22 protein-coding genes are annotated in these 18,833 nt (G+C 68.2%); 13 read left to right on the forward strand and 9 right to left on the reverse strand.

The annotated features are described in order from the left end of the window. Positions 1-63 precede the first annotated feature (63 nt). Positions 64-339: a flagellar biosynthetic protein FliO gene (locus tag Q8N10_RS08430; protein WP_304782043.1), complete on the forward strand. Its 276-nt coding sequence runs from the start codon at positions 64-66 to the stop codon at positions 337-339. Next, positions 339-1,136, forward strand: coding sequence for a flagellar type III secretion system pore protein FliP (gene fliP / locus Q8N10_RS08435; protein ID WP_370690245.1), 798 nt, complete (start codon positions 339-341; stop codon positions 1,134-1,136). Before Q8N10_RS08430 ends, fliP begins: the two co-directional genes overlap by 1 nt. On the opposite strand, the gene Q8N10_RS08440 is transcribed toward fliP, so the two are convergent. The 5 genes from Q8N10_RS08440 to Q8N10_RS08460 form a co-directional block, all read right to left on the reverse strand. Next, positions 1,137-4,064: an endoglucanase gene (locus Q8N10_RS08440; protein ID WP_304782040.1), complete on the reverse strand. Its 2,928-nt coding sequence runs from the start codon at positions 4,062-4,064 to the stop codon at positions 1,137-1,139. 4 nt (positions 4,065-4,068) lie between these two features. Then, positions 4,069-5,046: a MotE family protein gene (locus Q8N10_RS08445; protein ID WP_304782038.1), complete on the reverse strand. Its 978-nt coding sequence runs from the start codon at positions 5,044-5,046 to the stop codon at positions 4,069-4,071. After that, positions 5,043-5,642 (reverse strand): DUF6468 domain-containing protein, encoded by a 600-nt coding sequence (locus Q8N10_RS08450; protein WP_304782035.1) that lies wholly within the window; start codon positions 5,640-5,642, stop codon positions 5,043-5,045. The genes Q8N10_RS08445 and Q8N10_RS08450 overlap by 4 nt, the downstream gene beginning before the upstream one ends. Further along, entirely contained in the window at positions 5,639-6,631 is a 993-nt protein-coding gene (gene fliM / locus Q8N10_RS08455; protein WP_304782592.1) for a flagellar motor switch protein FliM, read from the reverse strand. The genes Q8N10_RS08450 and fliM overlap by 4 nt, the downstream gene beginning before the upstream one ends. 101 nt (positions 6,632-6,732) lie before the next feature. Continuing rightward, positions 6,733-7,329: a flagellar basal body-associated FliL family protein gene (locus Q8N10_RS08460; RefSeq protein ID WP_304782032.1), complete on the reverse strand. Its 597-nt coding sequence runs from the start codon at positions 7,327-7,329 to the stop codon at positions 6,733-6,735. Positions 7,330-7,552: 223 nt separating this feature from the next. Between Q8N10_RS08460 and flgF the strand changes: the two genes are divergently transcribed. From flgF to Q8N10_RS08500, 8 genes are read left to right on the forward strand one after another with little or no spacing between them, the layout of a single operon-like run. After that, positions 7,553-8,290 (forward strand): flagellar basal-body rod protein FlgF, encoded by a 738-nt coding sequence (gene flgF, locus Q8N10_RS08465; RefSeq protein ID WP_304782029.1) that lies wholly within the window; start codon positions 7,553-7,555, stop codon positions 8,288-8,290. Positions 8,291-8,304: 14 nt separating this feature from the next. Further along, positions 8,305-9,093: a flagellar basal-body rod protein FlgG gene (gene flgG, locus Q8N10_RS08470; protein ID WP_304782025.1), complete on the forward strand. Its 789-nt coding sequence runs from the start codon at positions 8,305-8,307 to the stop codon at positions 9,091-9,093. A 4-nt stretch (positions 9,094-9,097) separates the two neighbouring features. After that, positions 9,098-9,838 (forward strand): flagellar basal body P-ring formation chaperone FlgA, encoded by a 741-nt coding sequence (flgA, locus tag Q8N10_RS08475; RefSeq protein WP_304782023.1) that lies wholly within the window; start codon positions 9,098-9,100, stop codon positions 9,836-9,838. Between the two features lie 14 nt (positions 9,839-9,852). Next, the gene (gene flgH, locus Q8N10_RS08480) at positions 9,853-10,575 is read left to right on the forward strand and encodes a flagellar basal body L-ring protein FlgH (RefSeq protein ID WP_304782020.1); all 723 of its coding nucleotides are present in this window, start codon (positions 9,853-9,855) and stop codon (positions 10,573-10,575) included. Between the two features lie 59 nt (positions 10,576-10,634). Beyond that, the gene (locus tag Q8N10_RS08485) at positions 10,635-11,108 is read left to right on the forward strand and encodes a hypothetical protein (protein ID WP_304782017.1); all 474 of its coding nucleotides are present in this window, start codon (positions 10,635-10,637) and stop codon (positions 11,106-11,108) included. A gap of 32 nt (positions 11,109-11,140) precedes the next feature. Further along, a complete protein-coding gene (locus Q8N10_RS08490) occupies positions 11,141-11,638 on the forward strand; it encodes a hypothetical protein (protein ID WP_304782015.1) in 498 nt (165 codons plus the stop codon). Positions 11,639-11,676: 38 nt separating this feature from the next. Next, the gene (locus Q8N10_RS08495) at positions 11,677-11,943 is read left to right on the forward strand and encodes a type II toxin-antitoxin system Phd/YefM family antitoxin (RefSeq protein WP_304782012.1); all 267 of its coding nucleotides are present in this window, start codon (positions 11,677-11,679) and stop codon (positions 11,941-11,943) included. Further along, positions 11,921-12,334: a type II toxin-antitoxin system VapC family toxin gene (locus Q8N10_RS08500; RefSeq protein WP_304782009.1), complete on the forward strand. Its 414-nt coding sequence runs from the start codon at positions 11,921-11,923 to the stop codon at positions 12,332-12,334. The genes Q8N10_RS08495 and Q8N10_RS08500 overlap by 23 nt, the downstream gene beginning before the upstream one ends. Here the strand turns inward: Q8N10_RS08500 and dxs are convergent. The 4 genes from dxs to Q8N10_RS08520 all read right to left on the reverse strand — a co-directional run bounded on the left by dxs (position 12,331) and on the right by Q8N10_RS08520 (position 16,396). Then, on the reverse strand, positions 12,331-14,253 hold the full coding sequence (dxs, locus tag Q8N10_RS08505) for a 1-deoxy-D-xylulose-5-phosphate synthase (protein ID WP_304782006.1): 1,923 nt from the start codon (positions 14,251-14,253) through the stop codon (positions 12,331-12,333). The two genes, Q8N10_RS08500 and dxs, sit on opposite strands and share 4 nt — an antisense overlap. A 24-nt stretch (positions 14,254-14,277) precedes the next feature. Beyond that, positions 14,278-15,159 carry a polyprenyl synthetase family protein gene (locus Q8N10_RS08510; protein WP_304782004.1) on the reverse strand — a complete coding sequence of 294 codons (882 nt, stop codon included), beginning with the start codon at positions 15,157-15,159 and terminating at the stop codon, positions 14,278-14,280. Next, entirely contained in the window at positions 15,159-15,401 is a 243-nt protein-coding gene (locus Q8N10_RS08515; RefSeq protein WP_304782001.1) for an exodeoxyribonuclease VII small subunit, read from the reverse strand. The genes Q8N10_RS08510 and Q8N10_RS08515 overlap by 1 nt, the downstream gene beginning before the upstream one ends. A 68-nt stretch (positions 15,402-15,469) precedes the next feature. Beyond that, positions 15,470-16,396 carry a histone deacetylase family protein gene (locus tag Q8N10_RS08520; RefSeq protein WP_304781998.1) on the reverse strand — a complete coding sequence of 309 codons (927 nt, stop codon included), beginning with the start codon at positions 16,394-16,396 and terminating at the stop codon, positions 15,470-15,472. A 37-nt stretch (positions 16,397-16,433) separates the two neighbouring features. On the opposite strand from Q8N10_RS08520, the gene Q8N10_RS08525 reads away from it, so the two are divergent. From Q8N10_RS08525 to Q8N10_RS08535, 3 genes are all read left to right on the forward strand, one after another. Then, a complete protein-coding gene (locus tag Q8N10_RS08525) occupies positions 16,434-17,009 on the forward strand; it encodes a GNAT family N-acetyltransferase (protein WP_304781995.1) in 576 nt (191 codons plus the stop codon). A 113-nt stretch (positions 17,010-17,122) separates the two neighbouring features. Continuing rightward, positions 17,123-17,632, forward strand: coding sequence for a recombinase family protein (locus Q8N10_RS08530; RefSeq protein WP_304781992.1), 510 nt, complete (start codon positions 17,123-17,125; stop codon positions 17,630-17,632). Positions 17,633-17,775: 143 nt separating this feature from the next. Further along, a partial coding sequence (locus Q8N10_RS08535) for a VWA domain-containing protein (RefSeq protein WP_305663892.1) occupies positions 17,776-18,833 on the forward strand: 1,058 nt, incomplete at its 3' end.

Genomic DNA, 18,833 nt, shown 5'->3' on the forward strand with positions numbered 1-18,833 from the left:
CTTGCGGCACTTCTGGCCCTGACCGGCGCTTTCGGCCGGCCGCCTCCTCACCGTCTCATCGCGATGGACTTCGCTATCTTCGCCCGGGCCGTGTTCGCCCTGGCCATCACCCTGGGACTCGTGGGCCTGGCCGCCGTGGCCCTGCGCCGCTTCGGACCCGAGGCCCTGGCGCGCTTCACCGCCGCCACGGGCCGCAAGGAACGCCGCCTGGCGGTCGTGGAAAGCCTGGTGCTCGATCCTTCCCGACGCCTGGTCCTGGTCTCCTGCGACGGCGAGGAGCGTCTGTTGCTGCTGGGCGAGGGCCAGGTCCTCCCGCCCGTGAAGAAGGGCCGCGCCTGATGGCCGGAAGGTTCAAGTCCCTCATCCAGCTGCGCGCCGAAGACTGGCGCCGGGCCTTCCTGCTGGCCGCGCTCATCACCCTGGGCAGCCTGATCCTGCCGGCCACGGCCCTGGCCCAGGCGGTGAACATCAACCTGGGCACCGGGGCGGGACTGACCGAGCGGGTCGTCCAGCTGATGGGCCTGCTCACGGTCCTGTCGCTGGCGCCTTCGATCGTCATCATGACCACCTCCTTCGTGCGGATCGTGGTGGTCCTGTCGCTATTGCGCACGGCGCTCGGCCTGCAGCAGAGCCCGCCCAACGCGGTGATCATCAGCCTGGCCATCTTCCTGTCGGCCATCGTCATGGGTCCGACCCTGCAGAAATCCTACGACGAGGGGATCAAGCCGCTGCTGGAGCAGCAGATCGAGCTGCCGCAGGCCTTCGACTCCGCCAGCGAGCCGCTGAAGACCTTCATGCTGTCTCAGGTGGACCGCGAGGACCTCTCGCTCTTCGTGCGGCTGTCCAAGATCGAGCGGCCCCGGACCATGCAGGAAATCCCGATCCGGGTGGTCACCCCGGCCTTCATGATCTCGGAACTCAAGCGCGCCTTCGAGATTGGCTTCCTGCTGTTCATCCCTTTCCTGGTGATCGACCTGGTGGTGGCCAGCGTGCTGATGAGCATGGGTATGATGATGCTGCCGCCGGTGGTGGTGTCCCTGCCCTTCAAGCTGATCTTCTTCGTCCTGGTGGACGGCTGGCGGCTGGTGGCGGGCAGCCTTGTGGAAAGCTTCCAGCGCGGAGCCGGCGGGGGCTGATCAGCCCTTGCTCGGCGGGGCCGCGGCCTGGGCCGTCCTGGCCGGGGCCGGGGTGGCGGCCGTGCGCAGGCCGACGGGGGCGGGCCTGTCGCGGAACCGCACCTTCATCTTGGCGACCCAGCCCGCGAAGGCCTCGTTGTCGGCGGTGATGCGGCCGAAGTCGGCGACACTGAGCCGACCGTCCTGCACGCCCGACAGCGCCACGCGCAGGGCGTCCGGATTGCGCGCCTGGTCGGTGAAGCCCTGGTAGCGTTCGCGCAGACGCGACAGCGCCCCGTCGTCGCCGGCCAGGCTGTAGGCGACGCCGGCGCGGAGCAGCTTGCCCTCCTCCTCGGCGGCCAGCGGGCCCGGATACTTCCAGCGGTCGGCCAGCGACTTTTCGAACAGGACGCCGGCGCCCGACCAGTCCTTCTTCTTCCACACCACCTCGGCCCGCAGGTCGGCGCCTTCGCGGGAGGTGTCGCGCTCCATGACCTCCAGGGCTGCATCGAGGCGACCGAGGGCCATCAGGGCGCGGGCCTCCACCAGGCGACGCTCGACGTTGAGGGCGGTGGGCAGGATGGTGGTGCGTGAGCTGTTGATGGCCATCAGCGCCTGCTCGGGCTTGCGGTCCATGAGGTAGATCAGGGCCAGGTCCGTCGCCACCTGGGCCCGGGGCACGCCGTCGAGGCGATTGTCGGCCTGGTACTTCAGGAGATCTGCGGCCTGGTCCAGCAGGTCGACATCCACCAGCCGGCGGACCAGCTTGCGGACCATCTGGTCGCCGTCGGCGCCCAGGGGGGTCAGTTCCTTGAAGTCGTAGAACAGGGCCAGCGCCTGGATCGGCTCCAGCCCGTCGGCGGTCCCGCTGAGGAACAGGGCGCGGAAGGCGCCGGCCAGGTCGTTCTGCAGCTGCAGGGCTTCCGGCAGGTCGGGCAGCCTCTGCCCCGCCGACCGCAACGCCTCCAGCGCCTCGCGGTAACGACCCTGGTTCAGATAGAGCTGGCCCAGCGCACGGATCGTCTCCAACTCGGTGGAGTCGCCGCGCCAGCGGTAGCGCAGGCCGTCGAAGACGTTGGCGGCCTGGACCGGCGTGATCTTGCCCGAGGCCAGCCGGATCTGGGTGGCGCGCAGCAGGGCGGGCGCCGACAGCGACTCCACCGGGGCGCTGGTGACGGCGGCATAGATGCGCAGCGCCCGCTCCGGGTGCCCCTGGGCCTCCACCACGCGGGCCTGGACCAAGCGTGTGGCCAGTTCCTCCAGCGGCGCGGTCTTGTCCATCAGGGCCAGCTTGATGCGGGCGTCGGCGCCATCGATGTCCCCGAGCGCGAGGGCCGCCTGGGCGTCGCCGCGGGCGAAGCGGGCCTTCCAGGCCGGGGAGAACTGGTCGAAGGCCTCGGCGCCGGCGGCGAACTGACTACGGGCCTCCGGCCACTGGGCCAGTTGGGAGGCGACGTAGGAACGCCACAGGGCCGCCGAGGGGTCGTCAGCCAGGATCGGCGCGGAGAAGTCTGCCTCCGCCTCCTTGTAGCGCCGCGCCATCACACGGGCGATGCCGCGCAGGCCGCGGAACTCCGGGTCGTCCAGCAATTCCTGGTGGGTGCGCGCCGTGTCGTTGAGCACCCCGATGGCTTCGAAGGAAAGCTCCGAGCCCACCAGGAAGCGGGCCAGCGCCATACGCGCGGCCACGGGCGCATCCCGGCCCTTGCTGGCCTCATCCATGGAGGCGTTGAGCAGGGCGTTGTAGCGGACCAGGAAGCCGCCCTTGCCGGTCTTCGGCCAGTTGGCGTAGTCGATCAGGGCCGGCATCCCGGCCGGCTGCGGGGCCCCGAGATCGGCCTCGGCCCGTTCGACGCCGGCCGAGATCGGCGACAGGGTCAGGCCCGTCGGCCGGCCGATCTGCACCAGATCGCCCTGGTGGCTGAGGTTCAGATCGTCAACATAGGACTCCAGCGCCATGCCCTGGGCCGACGGCAGCACGGCCATCTGAACATATTCACGGCGGCTGGGCACGCCCTTGGCGGGACCGAGCGCGGTGACGACCGACAGGGTGTCACCCACGATGGGGTCGCCCACCTTCAGAGTTCGGGTCGTGCCGGAGACCACAGCCTTGAGGGCCGCTGGTCCGCCGACATCATCGCGGACGATGCGGACCTGGCTGCTCTGGCTCTGGGCGCCGGGACCAATCGCCACGGTCCAGACCGCTCCCTGGGCCGAGGCGAAGAAGGGGGTGCCCTTCGGCGCCGCGATGCGGACGGCGGAATAGTCAGAGCCCTTGAAGCTCTGCACCTTGGAAAACTGGCGAAGGCCCCGAGGGGCCCTGGAGACGTCGAGATCGGCGGGCGCGTCGAACACCACCCATATGGCGTCACCCCTCCGGAACACCGCCGCCCCGTTCGGATTGGCCCAGGGGAAGGTCAGCATGACCTGTCCGTTGACCAGCTTGGCGTCCATCGCCACCACGCCGCTGGCCGGGACGGGATTGGGGCGCGGCGGCTCTGGCGCGACGATCGGGACCGAGGTCGCCGCGAGTTCGGGCTCGGGCGGCGGGGGCCGTTCGAACAGGTTGATATAGGTGGCGCCGTCGGCGTTCCCGACCTTGGCCTCGGCGTTCTCGGTCAGGGTCAGGACCAGTTCCAGCCCGCCGCCGGAGTGGCGGGCCTCGGCGGTCTTCAGCCACTTGGGGGGATCGACCCGCAGTCGCGAGATATCGGGATTGGCGTCCCGGTTGAACTTCAGGGTCAGGACCTGGCCATCGCGCCTGGTGACGGCGCGCGCGCCGCCCGCCCAGTGCAGCTCGATGCGCGAGAAGTCCTTGGCCTGGGCCACGTGCACGTCCAGCGGGCCGCGAGCGGCGACCTGCGCCGGCGCGGCCACGCCGGTAGGCGCGATCACGCCGGCGATGCAGATCGCCGCGACGCTGGAGTGAAGGGCCCGGCGCAGGCTCAATGGACTAGCCGGCCTTCGGGGGAGCCGCCGCCGCGGGGGTGGCGGGTTGGGCGCTCGGAGCGGCGGCGGCCGGGGCCGCGGCCGCCTGCTGCACCGGCGCCGCCTTCGGCGCGGGTTTGCGGGCGGCGACCTTTTTCGGCGCGGCCTTGCGCGGCGCCGCCTTGGGGGCCGGAGCCGGTTCGGCGGTGGGGTCGATGGAGGCCTGCTTCGGCGCCGCGACGTTCGCCGCGGCGTTGGAGGCCGCGCCCTCGGCGTTGGCCGCGACCCTGCGGGCGTCGGCGAAGCGACGTGACAGGCTCTCGGTCAGGCGTTTGGCCTCGGCCGGCGGCATGGCGGCGATGATCGCCGAGAGCGAGCGCTCCTTCATCTTGCCGGCGATGGGCAGGCGCACGGAGTCGTCCAGCAGGACCATGCGGGGCGCGGCGTCCTTGGCCTTCATGCCCTCGAACACCTTCACCAGGCGGTCCACCTCGCCCTGCTCCTTGCCGTCGGCCTGGTTCAGGAGGGTCTGCATGTCGCCCTTGAGGCCGGTGAGGGTCTTGACCTTGGCGTCGAGCTTGGCCTCTGCGGCGGCCAGCAGGGCCAGTTGCACGTCGAGGTCCTGCTCGCGCTGATCCAGTTGGCCCCTGCGCGAACCCAGGCTCTGCAGGATCTGCAACTCGGCGGGCGACAGGCCCGCCTCCTTGGCCAGTTCGGCGGCGGTGGGGGCGCAGACGGCCGGAGGCGCCTTGGGCGCCAGCGACAGGGAAGAGGCGTCCAGGGCCGAGCCGACAGCCGCGCCCTCGGCGCCCACCGTTGCGGCCTGCGCCTTGCCGGCGTCAGCGCCGGCCTTGCCGCTCAGCGGCTTGGCGGCTTCCTCGGCGAAGGCCTTGGCGCCGGAGAACATGTCGGGCAGCGACTTGGCGCCGGCCATGGCGTTGACCGCCAGGACCCCGGCGGCGGCGATGCCCACCAGGGGCAGGATACGGGGGATATTTTTCATCGGCGGGCTCCAGCGACGGCCACGCGATCGGTGGGGCCGTCAAACAGGTCGTCTTCAAAACGGGGACGCTGGCGCGTGGGGGCGATATCGGGACGGACGAACCGCTCGGGCTCGGGCCGGGCGCGGGACTCACGCGCCGTCGACAGCAGGGCGCCCAGGCGATGGGTGACGCGCTCGACGTCCTCCTCATCCACCTCGACGGCCTCGCGGCGGAAGGGGATCGGCGCGCCGCGATCGGCCCGCGCCATGCGCTCGGCCCGGTCCATGCGCTCGGCGCGGTCGGCGCGGTCGGAATGGGTCGGGGCGGCGGCGGCGGGCGCGCCCTGCAGTTGCCGGTCCAGCTTGGCGGTCAGGGCCCGCGCCTTCTCGATGCGGTCGGCCAGGGCGTCGGTGGCTTCGTCGGTGGCGGCCCGCAGGTCGGCCAGGCCCTGCTCGGCGCGGGCGGCGGCGATGTCCAGTTCCGCCACGGCTCTGGCGAAGCCGTCGTGGCTGTCGCGCAGATGCTTCAGCCGGACATTGAGCCGGAAGCCCATCATCAGGGCGGCGGCCAGCAGGCCGGCCAGCATCAGATTCATCCCAAGGGCGATCAGGCTCATTTCAAACTCTGCACGGCGCGCCGGGCGTGGGGCGTCAGGGGCGCTTCCACACGGATGGCGATGTGATGATTGCGGCGGCCCATACGGCCCCGGGTGAGTGGGATGGTTCCGGCCCGCAGCTCGATGAGGCTGTCGGGGGTGGCGTTGAGCATGATGGTCTGGCCGACCTCGAGGTTGAGGACCTCTTTCAGGCTGATCTGCTGTTCGTCCAGGACGGCGCGGACCTCCATCTGGGTGGTCCAGAGCTCGGTGGCCAAGTGGCCTTCCCAGATGTTGTCGCGGCCGAACTTCTCACCCATGAACTGCTGCAGCAGTATCTTCCGGATGGGCTCGAGGGTGGCGTAGGGCAGCAGCAGCTCGATGCGGCCGCCGCGGTCCTCCATGTCCACCCGCAGCTTGACCAGGATCGCGGCGTTCGGGGGCCGGGCGATGGCGGCGAAGCGCGGGTTGGTCTCCAGGCGGTCCAGGGTGAAGGTGACCGGGGTCAGCGGCTCGAAGGCCAGCTTGGCGTCGGCCAGCACCACCTCGACCATCCGCTGCACCAGCACGCGTTCGATGGTGGTGTAGGGACGGCCCTCGATGCGCATGGCCGCAGTGCCGCGCCGTCCGCCCAGCAGCACGTCGACGATGGAATAGATCAGGTTGGAGTCGACGGTCAGCAGACCGTAGTTCTCCAGCTCCTCGGCCTTGAACACCGACAGGATGGCCGGCAGGGGGATCGAGTTCAGATAGTCGCCGAACCGGATCGAGGAGATGTTGTCGAGGCTGACCTCGACGTTGTCGGAGGTGAAATTGCGCAGGGAGGTCGTCATGTACCGCACCAGGCGGTCGAAGACGATTTCCAGCATCGGCAGGCGTTCGTACGAAACGAGCGCGGAGTTGATGATGGCGCGAATGCCCGAGCGCTCGGCCGCCTCCTCGTCGGAGAGATCGAAGCCCAGCAGGCTGTCGATCTCATCCTGATTGAGGATGCGCTCAGAGCCGATCATGCTGTCGGCGGATTGCTCCGCATCAGCCCAATCTTCGCCCTCGGCGGCGTTCTGGTTTTCGAGTTCTTCGTCCATGGCGATACGCCGACTAGGGATAGGCCCTAGTTGATCAACATCTCCTCAATGAGGACGGCATTTACTTTTGAAGGCGCGATAACCAGGTTCACCCGCCGCAGGATCTCCATCCGCAGCTGGTAGGACCCCTGGCTGCCCTGCAGGTCTTCCGGACGCAGCTCGCGCAGGAAGGTCTGGAACATGTCCTGCAGCCTGGGCATGTTGGGCTCCAGCAGGTCGACCGTGTCCTGGTCGGGAACCTCGAGGGTGAGCTTCAGCTTCAGGAAGGTGGCGCGGCCGTCGGCCGTCTGCATGTTCACCACGACATTGGGCATGGTGTAGAACAGGACGCCGTCCGGACCCTCGGCGATCGTGCCGATGGTCTTTTCTTCCTTGCCCTTCTCGCCCTTCTTTTCCTTCTTCTTGTCCTTGCCGTGGTCGTCAGCCTTGCCGTGGGCCTCGTCGGGCTTGGGCTTGAGGAAGATCATCGCCGCGGTCCCGCCGCCGCCCAGCACCAGCACCGCGGCCACGGCGCCGATGATGATCATCTTCATCGGCAGCTTCTTCTTGCCAGAAGCGCCTTCGCCTTCCTCGCCCTCGACGGCTTCGCCGGCCGGGGCTTCCTTGACCTTGTCCTTGGCCACGCGCGCGGCTCCTTAGAATCTATCGCCTCTGTGTGGGGCCGACATGGTTAAGGACTGGTTTTTTTGGGGGTGGCCGGGGCGGTCCAAGCCTGCCCGGCAAATTCGGCCGAAAAGACTCTGTTAACCTTCTTATTTGTTGATTTTACTGGTCTTTCAGACTGGCCCGAAGCTTGCAGTCTTCCCTCCGACGAAAGTGTCGCAGGTTAAAGGTTCGAGCCCGTCGATGGACAACGCTCTCTATGTCGGACTGTCGAGGCAGATGACGCTGCGCCGCGAGCTCGACATCGTGGCCAACAACATCGCCAATGCCGACACCACCGGCTTCAAGGCCGAGAGCCTGATGCTGGAGGCCGCGCCGCGGGCCCCGGCCAGGACCTTCGGCGGACCCCAGCCGATCAAGTTCGTGCTGGATTCTGGCGTCGCCCGCGACTTCACCCCCGGCTCCCTGCACAAGACCGACGCGCCCTTCGACCTCGGGATCGAAGGCATGGGCTTCTTCAAGGTCACCACCGCCGACGGCGAGCGCTACACCCGCGACGGTCACTTCCGGATGGACGACATCGGCCGGATCACCACCCAGGGCGGCCAGGCCGTCCTGGATGAGGGCGGCGGCGAGGTCACCGTCGATCCCCAGAAAGGGCCGGTCACCATCGCCACGGACGGCACGATCAGCCAGGGCGCCGAGCGCATAGGCAAGGTCGCCGTCGTCCGCTTCGACACCCTCTCGGTCCTCGAGAAGGCCGGGGACAACCTCTATCGCAACACCTCAAACGCCCAGCCGCAGGCCGCCCCGGACGCCCGCGTCCACCAGGGCATGCTGGAGAGCTCCAACGTCAATACCGTCCTCGAGATCACGCGGATGATGGACGTGACGCGGGCCTACGAGTCGATGGCCAAGATGATGGATTCCAACGCCGACCTGTCCCGCCGCTCGATCGAGCGGATGGGCAAGTCACAGTAAGGATAGTCTAAGAGATGCAAGCACTTCGCACCGCCGCGACCGGCATGGCTGCCCAGCAGCTCAACGTCGAGGTCATCTCCAACAACATCGCCAACATGAACACCATTGGCTTCAAGCGCCAACGGGCCGAGTTCCAGGATCTGCTCTACCACACCCTGGAAAGGGCCGGGGCGCAGTCGTCGGACCAGGGGACCATCGTCCCCACCGGCGTGCAGGTGGGCGGCGGTGTGAAGACCGGCTCGGTCTACCGCATCACCGAGCAGGGCTCCCTGACCGCCACCGGAAACCGTTATGACGTGGCCATCGAGGGCCGAGGTTACCTGCAGGTGCTCAAGCCCTCCGGCGAGACCGCCTACACCCGCGCCGGCAATCTCTCGGTCAATGACCAGGGCCAGCTCGTCACCGAGGACGGCTACCAGCTGCAGCCCGCGATCACGATCCCGGGCGACGCCACCGACGTGATCATCTCCAAGTCCGGACAGGTCCAGGTGACCAAGGCCGGGGCCACCACGCCGGAGACGGTCGGCAATCTGGAACTGGCCACCTTCGTCAACGAGGGCGGGCTGGAAGCCATCGGCGACAACCTGTTCATGGAGAGCGGCGCCTCGGGCGCGGCCACCACCGGGGCCCCCGGTTCCACCGGGTTCGGCGGCCTGCTGCAGGGCTATACCGAGGCCTCCAACGTCGACGCGGTCACCGAGATCACCTCCCTGATCGTGGCTCAGCGCGCCTATGAGATGAACTCCAAGGTCATCTCCTCCGCCGACCAGATGCTGCAGGCCGCCAACCAGTTGAAGGGCTAGGCTGATGCGCACCCTGATCCTCGCCGCCATCCTGTCCCTCGCCGCGGCCCCGGCCCTCGCCGGCCAGGCCGTGACCCTGAAATCCGAAACCCTCGACGCCGACGGCCTCATCACCCTGTCGGACCTGTTCGACGGGGCGGGCTCGTCCGGCAAGGTCGCCGTCGCGACCCGGCCCGGGACCACCGCGGTCCTGGACGCCGGCGCCGTGCAGCTCGCGGCCCGCCGCGCCGGCCTCGACTGGGCCAACGCCGAGGGCATCCGCCGCATCGTCGTGCGCGCCGGAGCCGATGGCGGCTTCAGCGCGCCGGCCGCCCGGGGCAATGTCGAAGTCCTGACCTATGCCCGGAGCCTGTCGGCCGGCGAGATGGTCCACCCCCAGGATGTGGTCTGGGCCAAGGCCGCCGGCGCGCCTGCCGACGCGCCCCGCGACGCCGACGCCGTGATCGGCATGGCCGCCAAGCGCCCGCTCCGCGCCGGGGCCGCCGTCTCCCTCCGCGACGTCTCTTCGCCCCAGGTGATCAAGGCCGGCGACGCCGTCACCGTGCTCTATGAGGCCGGCGGGGTCAGCCTGTCCCTCGACGGCAAGGCCATGGGCGCGGCCGGGATCGGCGACACTATCTCGATCCAGAACACCGCCTCGAAAAAGGTCATCCAGGCCACCGCCAGCGGACCCGGCCAGGCCGTGGTCGGCCCCGCCGCCGACCATCTCAGGTCACTCGGCCGCGCCCAGTACGCCCAGCGTTAGAAAGCACCCGTCCCATGCGTCTGTCTGCTCTCGCCCTCACCGCCCTCATCCCGCTGGCCGCCTGCTCCACCGTCAAGGAGGCCGTCGTCGGCCCGACCCTCGCCCCGGTGGGCTATCCTGCCGCCCTCGTGGCCCAGGAGCAGGTCTATATGGCCAGCAACCAGGGCCAGCCGGCGTCGGCCAATTCCCTGTGGCGCTCGGGCGCGCGGGCCTTCTTCATCGACCAGCGCGCCGCCCGAACCGGTGACATCCTCACCGTCCAGATCGACATCAATGACAGCGCCCAGACCTCGAACGCGTCGAACAGCCGGCGCTCCTCCGGCATGGAAGCCGCCGCGCCGTCGCTGTTTGGCCTGTCGGGCAGCCTGGGCCGGCTGTTGCCGCCCGGAACCGACCTGGCCGCTGGCATCGAGACCAATTCCAACATGTCCAATTCCGGCTCCGGCGCGGTGACGCGGGCCGAGAAAATCTCCCTGACCATCGCCGCGGTGGTCTCGGCGGTCCTGCCCAACGGCAACCTGGTGATCCAGGGCACCCAGGAGGTGCGCACCAACGCCGAGGTGCGCCAGCTCACCGTGGCCGGCATTGTGCGCCCGGAGGACATCTCCTCCTCCAACACGATCAAGCACACCCAGATCGCCGAGGCCCGCATCAGCTACGGCGGTCGCGGCGACATCAGCCGCGTTCAGAAAACGCCCGCGGTGCAGTCATTGGTGGAGCGTTTCACCCCGTTCTGACGCCTTTGAAACCTTAACCGGGCGGCGGCGTTTCCTCTACCTAAGGGGAGCGTCCAATCATGAAACGTCGCGCGATCATCGGACTGGGCATTTCCTGCCTGCTGGCTTCCTGCGCCCACCAGGGTCAGAGCAGCTTTCCGGGCATGGCCTGGTCGCTGAACCACGCTGAGGGTGAGGGCGCCAAGCTGGCCTATGGCCAGCCGCAGAGCGACAACGTCCTGATCATGATGACCTGCCAGCCTCGCTCGGGTCGGGTCCTGGTTTCCATGAACGCCCCGTTGGACGCGCCCACCGACGCCATCCACCTGGCCTCGAAGCGCAACAACAGCCGCCTGGCCGCGGTCGCCACCCCCGGCATGGGGGATGGCGCGGTCTATGTGGAGGCCCAGGCGCCGGTCACCGACCGCGCCCTGGCCAGCTTCGCAAAGACCGGTGACCTGTCCGTAATCACGAAGGGCCGCAAGGCCGTCATGCCGGTGAGCGGGGCCGAGCGAGGCGCCGTCGACGGCTTCTTCGCCTCCTGCCGCGCCTAGAGGCTGCCCGATTGCGGTGCTAGCGTGGCCGCATGAAGCTCGCCCTCGCCCTGTTCCTGCTGACCGCCACCGCCGCCCAGGCGCAGGACGGCCGCGTCTGGACCCTCGCCAACGACAAGACCCTGCCCGAGGTGGCCCTGGTCTATGGCGTCCCCAATTCCGATGATCTGGTGATGACCCTGCGCTGTCCGCGCGGGACAGGTCAGGTCACCGCGGCCTTCCTCGTCGAGGCCAGGCTGGCTGATCGTCGGGAAAACGAGGTCTGGGTCGACAAGATCGGCCGGCCCGCGCCCTGGCCCACCAGCGTCACCCTGGCGTCCGGCCTCGCCTCGGCCACCCTGCGCGGCCAGGCCAGCGCCGACGACCTGAACGGCGGCTCCCTGCTCTCGGCCGAGGTCGCCACCCGCGCGCCGGTCATAGCGGCCTTCCGGAAGACCGGCGTCATGACCCTCACGGGCCTAGGCGAAACCAGGAGCGCGCCGCCGGTCCCGCTCAAGCAGGTCCGGCCGTTCCTCAGCGCCTGCAAATAGGCTCGACAAAATAGCCATCCGATGGCTATATTTAGGTCATGAGCGAGCACAGCGTCGTTGAGGCCAAGAATAACCTGTCCGACCTGATCGACCGCGCACTGAAGGGCGAGGCCGTGGTGATCACACGCCACGGCAAGCCGATGGTGGAACTGAAAGCTCTGGTCTCGCCGGGCCGCGAGATCACCCCGGAAGACATCGCCTGGCTGAGCGCGCGTCGCGTGCCGCGGCGCAATTCCCAGATGAACTCCGGCGAGATCGTCTCCGCCATGCGTGATGAGGACGATGAGCGCCTACTTAGACGCTAGCGTTCTGGTTGCGCTCTTCACCGAAGATCCCTTCTCGCAGCAGGCGGGAGACCTCCTCGCGCGGCAACCCATCGTATTGGTCAGCGACTATGCTGGCGCCGAACTGTCGTCGACCCTCGCGCGGCTCACGCGAACACGGGAATTGACGGTCGAGAATGCGCGCGCCGCCTGCGCGACATTTGACATCTGGCTGGAGCGGTCCGCCACGAAAGTCGAAACGGCGCCCGCGGACATCGCGCTGGCTCAGACCTATCTGAGACGCTTCGATCTGACGCTTCGCGCGCCCGACGCATTGCACATCGCGATCGCAGCACGTTGCCGGACGCCAATCGCCACCTTCGACAGTGGCATGGCTCGATGCGCTGAAATCCTCGGCGTGGAGCTGGTCTAGGCCCGGCGTCCCGCGCCGGCGGCGGAGACATTGTCCACACCCATGGCGTTGAGCGCGCCGCGCACAATGCCCTCGGCGTCGAGGCCGGCCTGAGCGTACATGATCTCGGGCTTGTCGTGGTCCTGGAAGATGTCAGGCAGCACCAGGGTGCGCACCTTCAGGCCGCGATCCAGGGCGCCGTGCTCGGCCAGGGCCTGCAGCACAAAGGCGCCGAAGCCGCCCATCGAGCCCTCCTCCACCGTGATCAGGGCCTCGTGTTCGCGGGCCAGGCGCAGCAGCAATTCGATATCCAGCGGCTTGGCGAAGCGGGCGTCGGCCACCGTGGTGGAGAAGCCCCGCGCGCCGAGCAGGTCGGCGGCCTTCAGGCTCTCGGCCAGACGGGTGCCCAGGGACAGGATGGCCACCGTGGTCCCTTCGCGGACGATGCGGCCCTTGCCGATCTCCAGGGGGGCGGCGAAGTCGGGGATGGCCACGCCCACGCCCTCTCCGCGCGGATAGCGGAAGGCCGAGGGGCGGTCGTCGATGGCCACGGCGGTCGCCACGGCGTGGGCCAGTTCGGCCTCGTCGGACGGCGCCATCAGGATCATGCCCGGCAGGGCGCCCATGAAGCCTATATCGAAGGAGCCGGCATGAGTCGGACCGTCGGCGCCCACCAGGCCCGCACGGTCCATTGCGAAGCGCACGGGCAGGCGCTGAATGGCCACGTCGTGGACCACCTGGTCATAGCCGCGCTGCAGGAAGGTCGAATAGATGGCGCAGAACGGCTTCATGCCGTCGGCCGCCAGGCCCGCGGCGAAGGTCACCGCGTGCTGCTCGGCGATGCCGACGTCGAAGGTGCGCTCGGGGAACCGCTTCCCGAACAGGTCCAGCCCGGTGCCCGAGGGCATGGCGGCGTTGATGGCGATGATCTTCGGATCGCGCTCGGCGTGCTTGATCAGCTCCTGGGCGAAGACCTTGGTATATTGCGGCGCGACCGGGGCGGACTTGGCCTGCTGGCCGGTCACCACGTCGAACTTCACCACCGCGTGCAGCTTGTCGTCGGCGCTCTCGGCCGGGGCGTAGCCCTTGCCCTTCTGCGTCACCACGTGAACCAGCACCGGGCGGTCGGTGATCTCACGCGCGTTCTTCAGGATCGGCACCAGGGCGTCCATGTCGTGCCCGTCGATGGGGCCCACATAGTAGAAGCCCATCTCCTCGAAGAAGGTGCCGCCGGTGACCATGCCGCGGGCGTATTCCTCGGCCTTGCGCGCGGCTTCCTGCAGCGCCTTGGGCAGAACCCGCGCCATCGACTTGCCCAGATGGCGCAGGGACTGGTAGCCGCCGCCGGAGACCAGCCTCGCCATATAGGCGCTCATCCCGCCCACGGGAGGCGCGATGGACATGTCGTTGTCGTTGAGGATGACGGTGAGCTGGCCCGTGGTCTCGCAGGCGTTGTTCATCGCCTCATAGGCCATGCCGGCGCTCATCGAGCCGTCGCCGATCACGGCCACCACCCGGTTGTCCTTGCCGTGGGCGTCGCGCGCCGCGCAGAAGCCCAGGGCCGCCGAGATCGAGGTGGCCGCGTGGGCCGCGCCGAAGGGGTCGTATTCGCTCTCGCTGCGCTTGGTGAAGCCCGACAGCCCGCCGCCCTGGCGCAGGGTGCGGATGCGATCGCGGCGGCCGGTGAGGATCTTGTGCGGATAGGCCTGGTGGCCGACGTCCCAGATCAGAATGTCGTCAGGGGTCTGGTAGACATGGTGCAGGGCCACGGTGAGTTCGACCACGCCCAGGCCCGCGCCGAAGTGCCCGCCGGTCTGCGACACGACATCGATCATCTCGGCGCGCAGTTCGTCCGCCAGCTGCCTCAGCTCAGAAGCATTGAACCCGCGCGTGTCGGCGGGCGAGGCGACCTTGTCGAGCAGAGGCGTGCTTGGCGGCATGTTACGCGGACAAATCTCTTGAAATCAGTTTCGGCGCTCTAGCACGAAATCCACACTCGCTCGCAGGAATTCAGCCCGGCGACCGAAGGGATCCAGGTGCGCCTTGGTCTGCTCGACCAACAGATTCAACCGCTCCCGGGCGGCGTCAGCGCCCAGCAGGGTGACGTAGTTGGTCTTGCCCTTGGCGGCGTCCTTGCCGGCCTTCTTGCCCAGCACCGCGTCCTCGCCGTCATGGTCGAGCAGATCGTCGACGATCTGGTAGGCCAGGCCCAGGTCCTGGGCGAAGCCCATCAGGGCGTGGCGTTCGCCCTCCCCGGCATGGGCCATGATCAGCGGCAGCTCGAAGGAGACCGCGATCAGGGCGCCGGTCTTCAGGCGCTGCATCCGGGCCACGGCGCCCAGGTCGTCGCGCACCCCCAGCAGGTCGATCATCTGGCCGCCGCACATGCCCCTGGCGCCGGACGCCTGGGCCAGGCGCAACACCATCTCGGCGCGGACATTGCCGCCCTTGTGGGTGTCGGGATGGGCCAGGATCTCGAAGCCGGCGGCCTGCAAGGCGTCCCCGGCCAGGATGGCGGTGGCCTCGTCATAGGCCACGTGAACTGTGGGCCGGCCCCGGCGCATCTCGTCGTCGTCCATGGCCGGCAGGTCGTCGTGCACCAGGCTGTAGGCGTGCACACACTCCACGGCGCAGGCCGCACGCAGCACCGGGCGTTCGTCCAGATCGAACATCTTGCCGGTCTCGATGGCGAAGAAGGGCCGTAGCCGCTTGCCGGGCCCGAGCGCCGCATAGCGCATGGCCTCGGTCAGCCGGGCCTCCGGCCCCTCGGCGCGGGGCAGCAGCTCGTCCAGCGCGACGGTGACCAGGTCGGCGGCCTCGGTCACCCGGTGGGCAAGCTCGGACATCAGGTGAATTCCGCCGCCTCGACCCCCGGGGCGCCGTCAGCGCCCATGACGATCTTTTCCACTCGCAGGCGCGCGGCCTCGAGCCGGGATTCGCAGTGCGCCTTCAGCTTGGCGCCGCGCTCGTAGAGTTCGATGGATTGCTCCAGGGGGGCCTGGCCGGACTCCAGCTGGGCCACGATCTTCTCAAGCTCGGCCAGGGCCAGCTCGAACGAAAGCCCATCGATGTCAGCGGCGTCGGCCATGTCGGTTCCTGAAGGTGAGCGTGCCAACCTAGAGAGGCCCGCCGCGCCCTGCAACGGGGCGCCCGCGGTTAGGCGGCCGACAATGCGCGGACGTGAGCCAGGGCCGAACGGCCCAGGGCCTCCAGGCCGTAGCCGCCCTCCAGGGACGACACCATCCGCCCCTGGCTGTGCTTGCGCGCCACCGAGGCGATGGCCCGCGTCGCCCAATCGAAGTCCGGCGCCTCCAGGTTCTGGAAGGCGTCGCCGACGGGGTCGTAGGCGTGGGCGTCGAAGCCGGCCGAGATCAGGATCAGGTCGGGGGCGAAGGCGTCGACATGGGGCATCAGACTCTCGAAAGCCTTGCGCCAGTCCGTCGCCGGCGCGCCCGGCGGAACCACCGCGTTCTTGATGTTGGCGGGGACCGCCTCGTCCGGATGGCCGGTGCCGGGCCACATGGGCCACTGCTGCACAGAGGCGAAGAACAGGTCCTCATGGCCGGCGAAGGCGGCCTGGGTGCCGTTGCCGTGATGGACGTCGAAATCCACCACCGCGACCCGCTTCAGGCCGCAGGACTGGGCCACCCGGGCGGCGACGGCGATATTGGAGAAGATGCAGAAACCCATCGGCCTGTGCGGCTCGGCGTGGTGACCCGGTGGGCGGACGGCGCAGAAGGCCCTTTGCTGCTCGCCCGCGGCCACGTCCCGGACCGCCTGGACGACGGAGCCGGCGGCGCGGCGCGCGGCGTTCAGGCTGCCCGGCGACATGTAGGTGTCCTCGTCCAGCATCAGCATCCCCTGGCGGGGCGCGGCCTCGAAGATGGCCTGGACGTACATGGGCAAGTGGACCCGCGCGAGATCACTTGGTTCAACAAGCGGCGCGTCGCGGGGCTCGAGATCCAGGTCGGAGGCGTCGCTGAGGGCATCGATCACGGCGGTCAGCCGTTCGGGCCGCTCGGTGTGCCTGGCGCCCGGGCGGTGGTCGAGCATGTCCGCATGGGTGTAGAGCGCGACAGTCATCCGAATCGATCCTAACCCCGAAACCGCTCCGAGCCGAATGCCTGAGATCACGATCCGCCGCGCGGTTCCCGCCGACGCCCCCGTCCTGGCCGATCTGGCCGCCCGGACCTTCAGCGACACCTTCGCCCACCTCTATGACCCGGCCGACCTCGCCGCCTTCCTCGAGGCGTCCTACAGCATCGCGGCGATGGCCGCCGACCTTGCCGATCCCGCCAAGGCGCTCTGGTTGGTGGAGGCTGCTGGCGAGGCCGTCGGCTACGCCCAGTGCGGCCCCTGTGAACTTCCGCATGCGGAGGTCACATCAAGCTGTCGCGAACTTAAGCGCCTATACCTCCTGAAGGCCTTTCAGAACGGAGGGCTGGGCGGACGGCTGTTTGTGGAGGCCCTCGCGTGGATGGAAGCGGGCGAGGCCCGTGACCTGTGGATCGGCGTCTGGTCTGAAAACCATGGGGCGCAGCGGTTCTACCAGCGCGCGGGATTCGAAAAGGTCGGCGAGTACGGATTCAAAGTCGGGTCAACGACAGACCGGGAGTTCATTCTGAGGCGTTTTGCGGATAGGTTTTCTAACAATGCCCTTAGAAAGGCCGGTCCCGTTGCAGGCGAAGCCAACTGAACGCCGATAATCGAAGAATTATTGCGGGGATTTAAGGTTCTACGCTTTGACGAGGCTCCCGGCTTTTGCGAGTTTGGCGTCAATCATCGCAGTAGCTGAAAGCGACGGGTGGGATGTTGAGAATTGGATATGTCCGGCTGCGTGACGAACGCTCGGCGGACGATACGGCGACGTTGAAAGCAATCGGGTGTCATGTGGTCCGGGCCGAGGAGCCTGCCGGCCCGATGACCGATGAGTCCACGGTCTTGTCCTCGATCCTCGACTTCATTGGCGAGGGCGATCAGTTGGTCGTGACCCGCCTCGAACATCTTGCCGGGTCCAGCCGCAACGTCCTTCAGGTGATCGACAAGCTCGAGGAACGCCAAGCCAGCCTCTACATCGTGGAGCCTGAGATCTGCAGCGAGGGCGAAGGCGGCCGGGCCCTGCGCGCGGCCCTGCAGGCGGTGCTCTCTGTCGAACCCCTGGGCATGCACCGGTGCCCGCGCGGCCGCTCAGCCATCGACGACATCCGCGCCCTCCAAGCGGCCGGGGTCGGCCCGGTGGAGATCGCCCGCCGCCTCGGCGTGTCGCGCATGACCGTCTGGCGCAAGCTGCGCGAAGTCGAGACCCGCGCCACCGCCTGACCTGCTGCGCAGGCCGGCGGGGAGGAGCGCCTGCCCACGGCGCTTTAGGACCTGTGCGGACGCGCCATACTGGACAGACGGCGCGCGGGCCTCCATCTTCGAGGATCAAACAATCGTTCGTCCCCCTATTAGGGAAGCCTGCCATGTTCATGCGCTTTTTCACCGAGCTTCGGGAAGCCAAGGTCCCGGTGACGCTGAAAGAGTACCTCATGCTCATGGAGGCGCTCGACAAGGTGGTCATCGAGCGCACCGTCGACGAATTCTACTACCTGTCCCGCTCGGCCCTGGTGAAGGACGAGAAGAACCTCGACCGCTTCGACCAGGTTTTCAGCCACGTCTTCAAAGGCTTGGAGAAGGTCGACGGGATCGGCGTCTCCGACATTCCGGCCGAGTGGCTGAAGAAGCTCTCAGACCAGTTCCTAACCGATGAGGAGAAGGCGCAGATCGAGGCCATGGGCGGCTTCGAGGCACTGATGGAAGAGCTCGCCAAGCGGATGAAGGACGCTAAGGAAGGCAAGGGCGAGGGCGACGAGGGCAAGGGCGGCATGGGCCCCAAGGGCGACTCGCCCTTCGGCGCCAACGGCTACCACCCCGAGGGCGTGCGCGTCGGCCAGGACAAGGGCCGCCACGGCAAGGCGATCAAGGTCTGGGACAAGCGCGAGTACAAGAACCTCGACGACTCCGTCGAACTGGGCACCCGCAACATCAAGGTGGCCCTGCGCCGCCTGCGCCGCTGGGTGCGCGAGGGCGCGCCTGAAGAACTGGACATGAACGCCACGATCCGCGGCACCGCGGAAAAAGGCTATCTGGACATCAACCTGCGGGCCGAGCGCCGCAACAAGATCAGCGTCCTGATCTTCTTCGACATCGGCGGCTCGATGGATAGCCACATCAAGGTCTGCGAGGAGCTGTTCTCCGCGGCCCGGTCCGAGTTCAAGAACATGGAGTTCTACTACTTCCACAACTGCCTCTATGAGAGCGTGTGGAAGGACAATCGGCGTCGTCACGCCGAGAAGCTGAACACCTACGACATCCTCCACAAATATCCCCACGATTACAAAGTGATCTTCGTGGGCGACGCGACGATGAGCCCCTACGAGATCACCAACCCGGGCGGCTCTGTGCAGCACTGGAACGAGGAAGCCGGCGCGGTCTGGATGGACCGGGTGTCGAACATCTTCGAACACATGATCTGGCTGAA

Source organism: Phenylobacterium sp., from assembly GCF_030693625.1.
GTDB lineage: Bacteria > Pseudomonadota > Alphaproteobacteria > Caulobacterales > Caulobacteraceae > Phenylobacterium > Phenylobacterium ferrooxidans.

Excerpts from the sequence above, each read along its gene's own strand:
- Q8N10_RS08520 (WP_304781998.1), bottom strand. The coding sequence starts at position 16,396 with ATGACTGTCGCGCTCTACACCCATGCGGACATGCTCGACCACCGCCCG.
- Q8N10_RS08510 (WP_304782004.1), bottom strand. The coding sequence starts at position 15,159 with ATGTCCGAGCTTGCCCACCGGGTGACCGAGGCCGCCGACCTGGTCACC.
- Q8N10_RS08485 (WP_304782017.1), top strand. The coding sequence starts at position 10,635 with ATGAAACGTCGCGCGATCATCGGACTGGGCATTTCCTGCCTGCTGGCT.
- Q8N10_RS08445 (WP_304782038.1), bottom strand. The coding sequence starts at position 5,046 with ATGAAAAATATCCCCCGTATCCTGCCCCTGGTGGGCATCGCCGCCGCC.
- fliM (WP_304782592.1), bottom strand. The coding sequence starts at position 6,631 with ATGATCGGCTCTGAGCGCATCCTCAATCAGGATGAGATCGACAGCCTG.
- Q8N10_RS08430 (WP_304782043.1), top strand. The coding sequence starts at position 64 with ATGGACTTCGCTATCTTCGCCCGGGCCGTGTTCGCCCTGGCCATCACC.
- Q8N10_RS08495 (WP_304782012.1), top strand. The coding sequence starts at position 11,677 with ATGAGCGAGCACAGCGTCGTTGAGGCCAAGAATAACCTGTCCGACCTG.
- Q8N10_RS08525 (WP_304781995.1), top strand. The coding sequence starts at position 16,434 with ATGCCTGAGATCACGATCCGCCGCGCGGTTCCCGCCGACGCCCCCGTC.
- fliP (WP_370690245.1), top strand. The coding sequence starts at position 339 with ATGGCCGGAAGGTTCAAGTCCCTCATCCAGCTGCGCGCCGAAGACTGG.
- Q8N10_RS08450 (WP_304782035.1), bottom strand. The coding sequence starts at position 5,642 with ATGAGCCTGATCGCCCTTGGGATGAATCTGATGCTGGCCGGCCTGCTG.
- Q8N10_RS08500 (WP_304782009.1), top strand. The coding sequence starts at position 11,921 with ATGAGCGCCTACTTAGACGCTAGCGTTCTGGTTGCGCTCTTCACCGAA.
- flgH (WP_304782020.1), top strand. The coding sequence starts at position 9,853 with ATGCGTCTGTCTGCTCTCGCCCTCACCGCCCTCATCCCGCTGGCCGCC.
- flgA (WP_304782023.1), top strand. The coding sequence starts at position 9,098 with ATGCGCACCCTGATCCTCGCCGCCATCCTGTCCCTCGCCGCGGCCCCG.
- Q8N10_RS08530 (WP_304781992.1), top strand. The coding sequence starts at position 17,123 with ATGTTGAGAATTGGATATGTCCGGCTGCGTGACGAACGCTCGGCGGAC.
- Q8N10_RS08490 (WP_304782015.1), top strand. The coding sequence starts at position 11,141 with ATGAAGCTCGCCCTCGCCCTGTTCCTGCTGACCGCCACCGCCGCCCAG.
- flgF (WP_304782029.1), top strand. The coding sequence starts at position 7,553 with ATGGACAACGCTCTCTATGTCGGACTGTCGAGGCAGATGACGCTGCGC.
- flgG (WP_304782025.1), top strand. The coding sequence starts at position 8,305 with ATGCAAGCACTTCGCACCGCCGCGACCGGCATGGCTGCCCAGCAGCTC.
- dxs (WP_304782006.1), bottom strand. The coding sequence starts at position 14,253 with ATGCCGCCAAGCACGCCTCTGCTCGACAAGGTCGCCTCGCCCGCCGAC.
- Q8N10_RS08515 (WP_304782001.1), bottom strand. The coding sequence starts at position 15,401 with ATGGCCGACGCCGCTGACATCGATGGGCTTTCGTTCGAGCTGGCCCTG.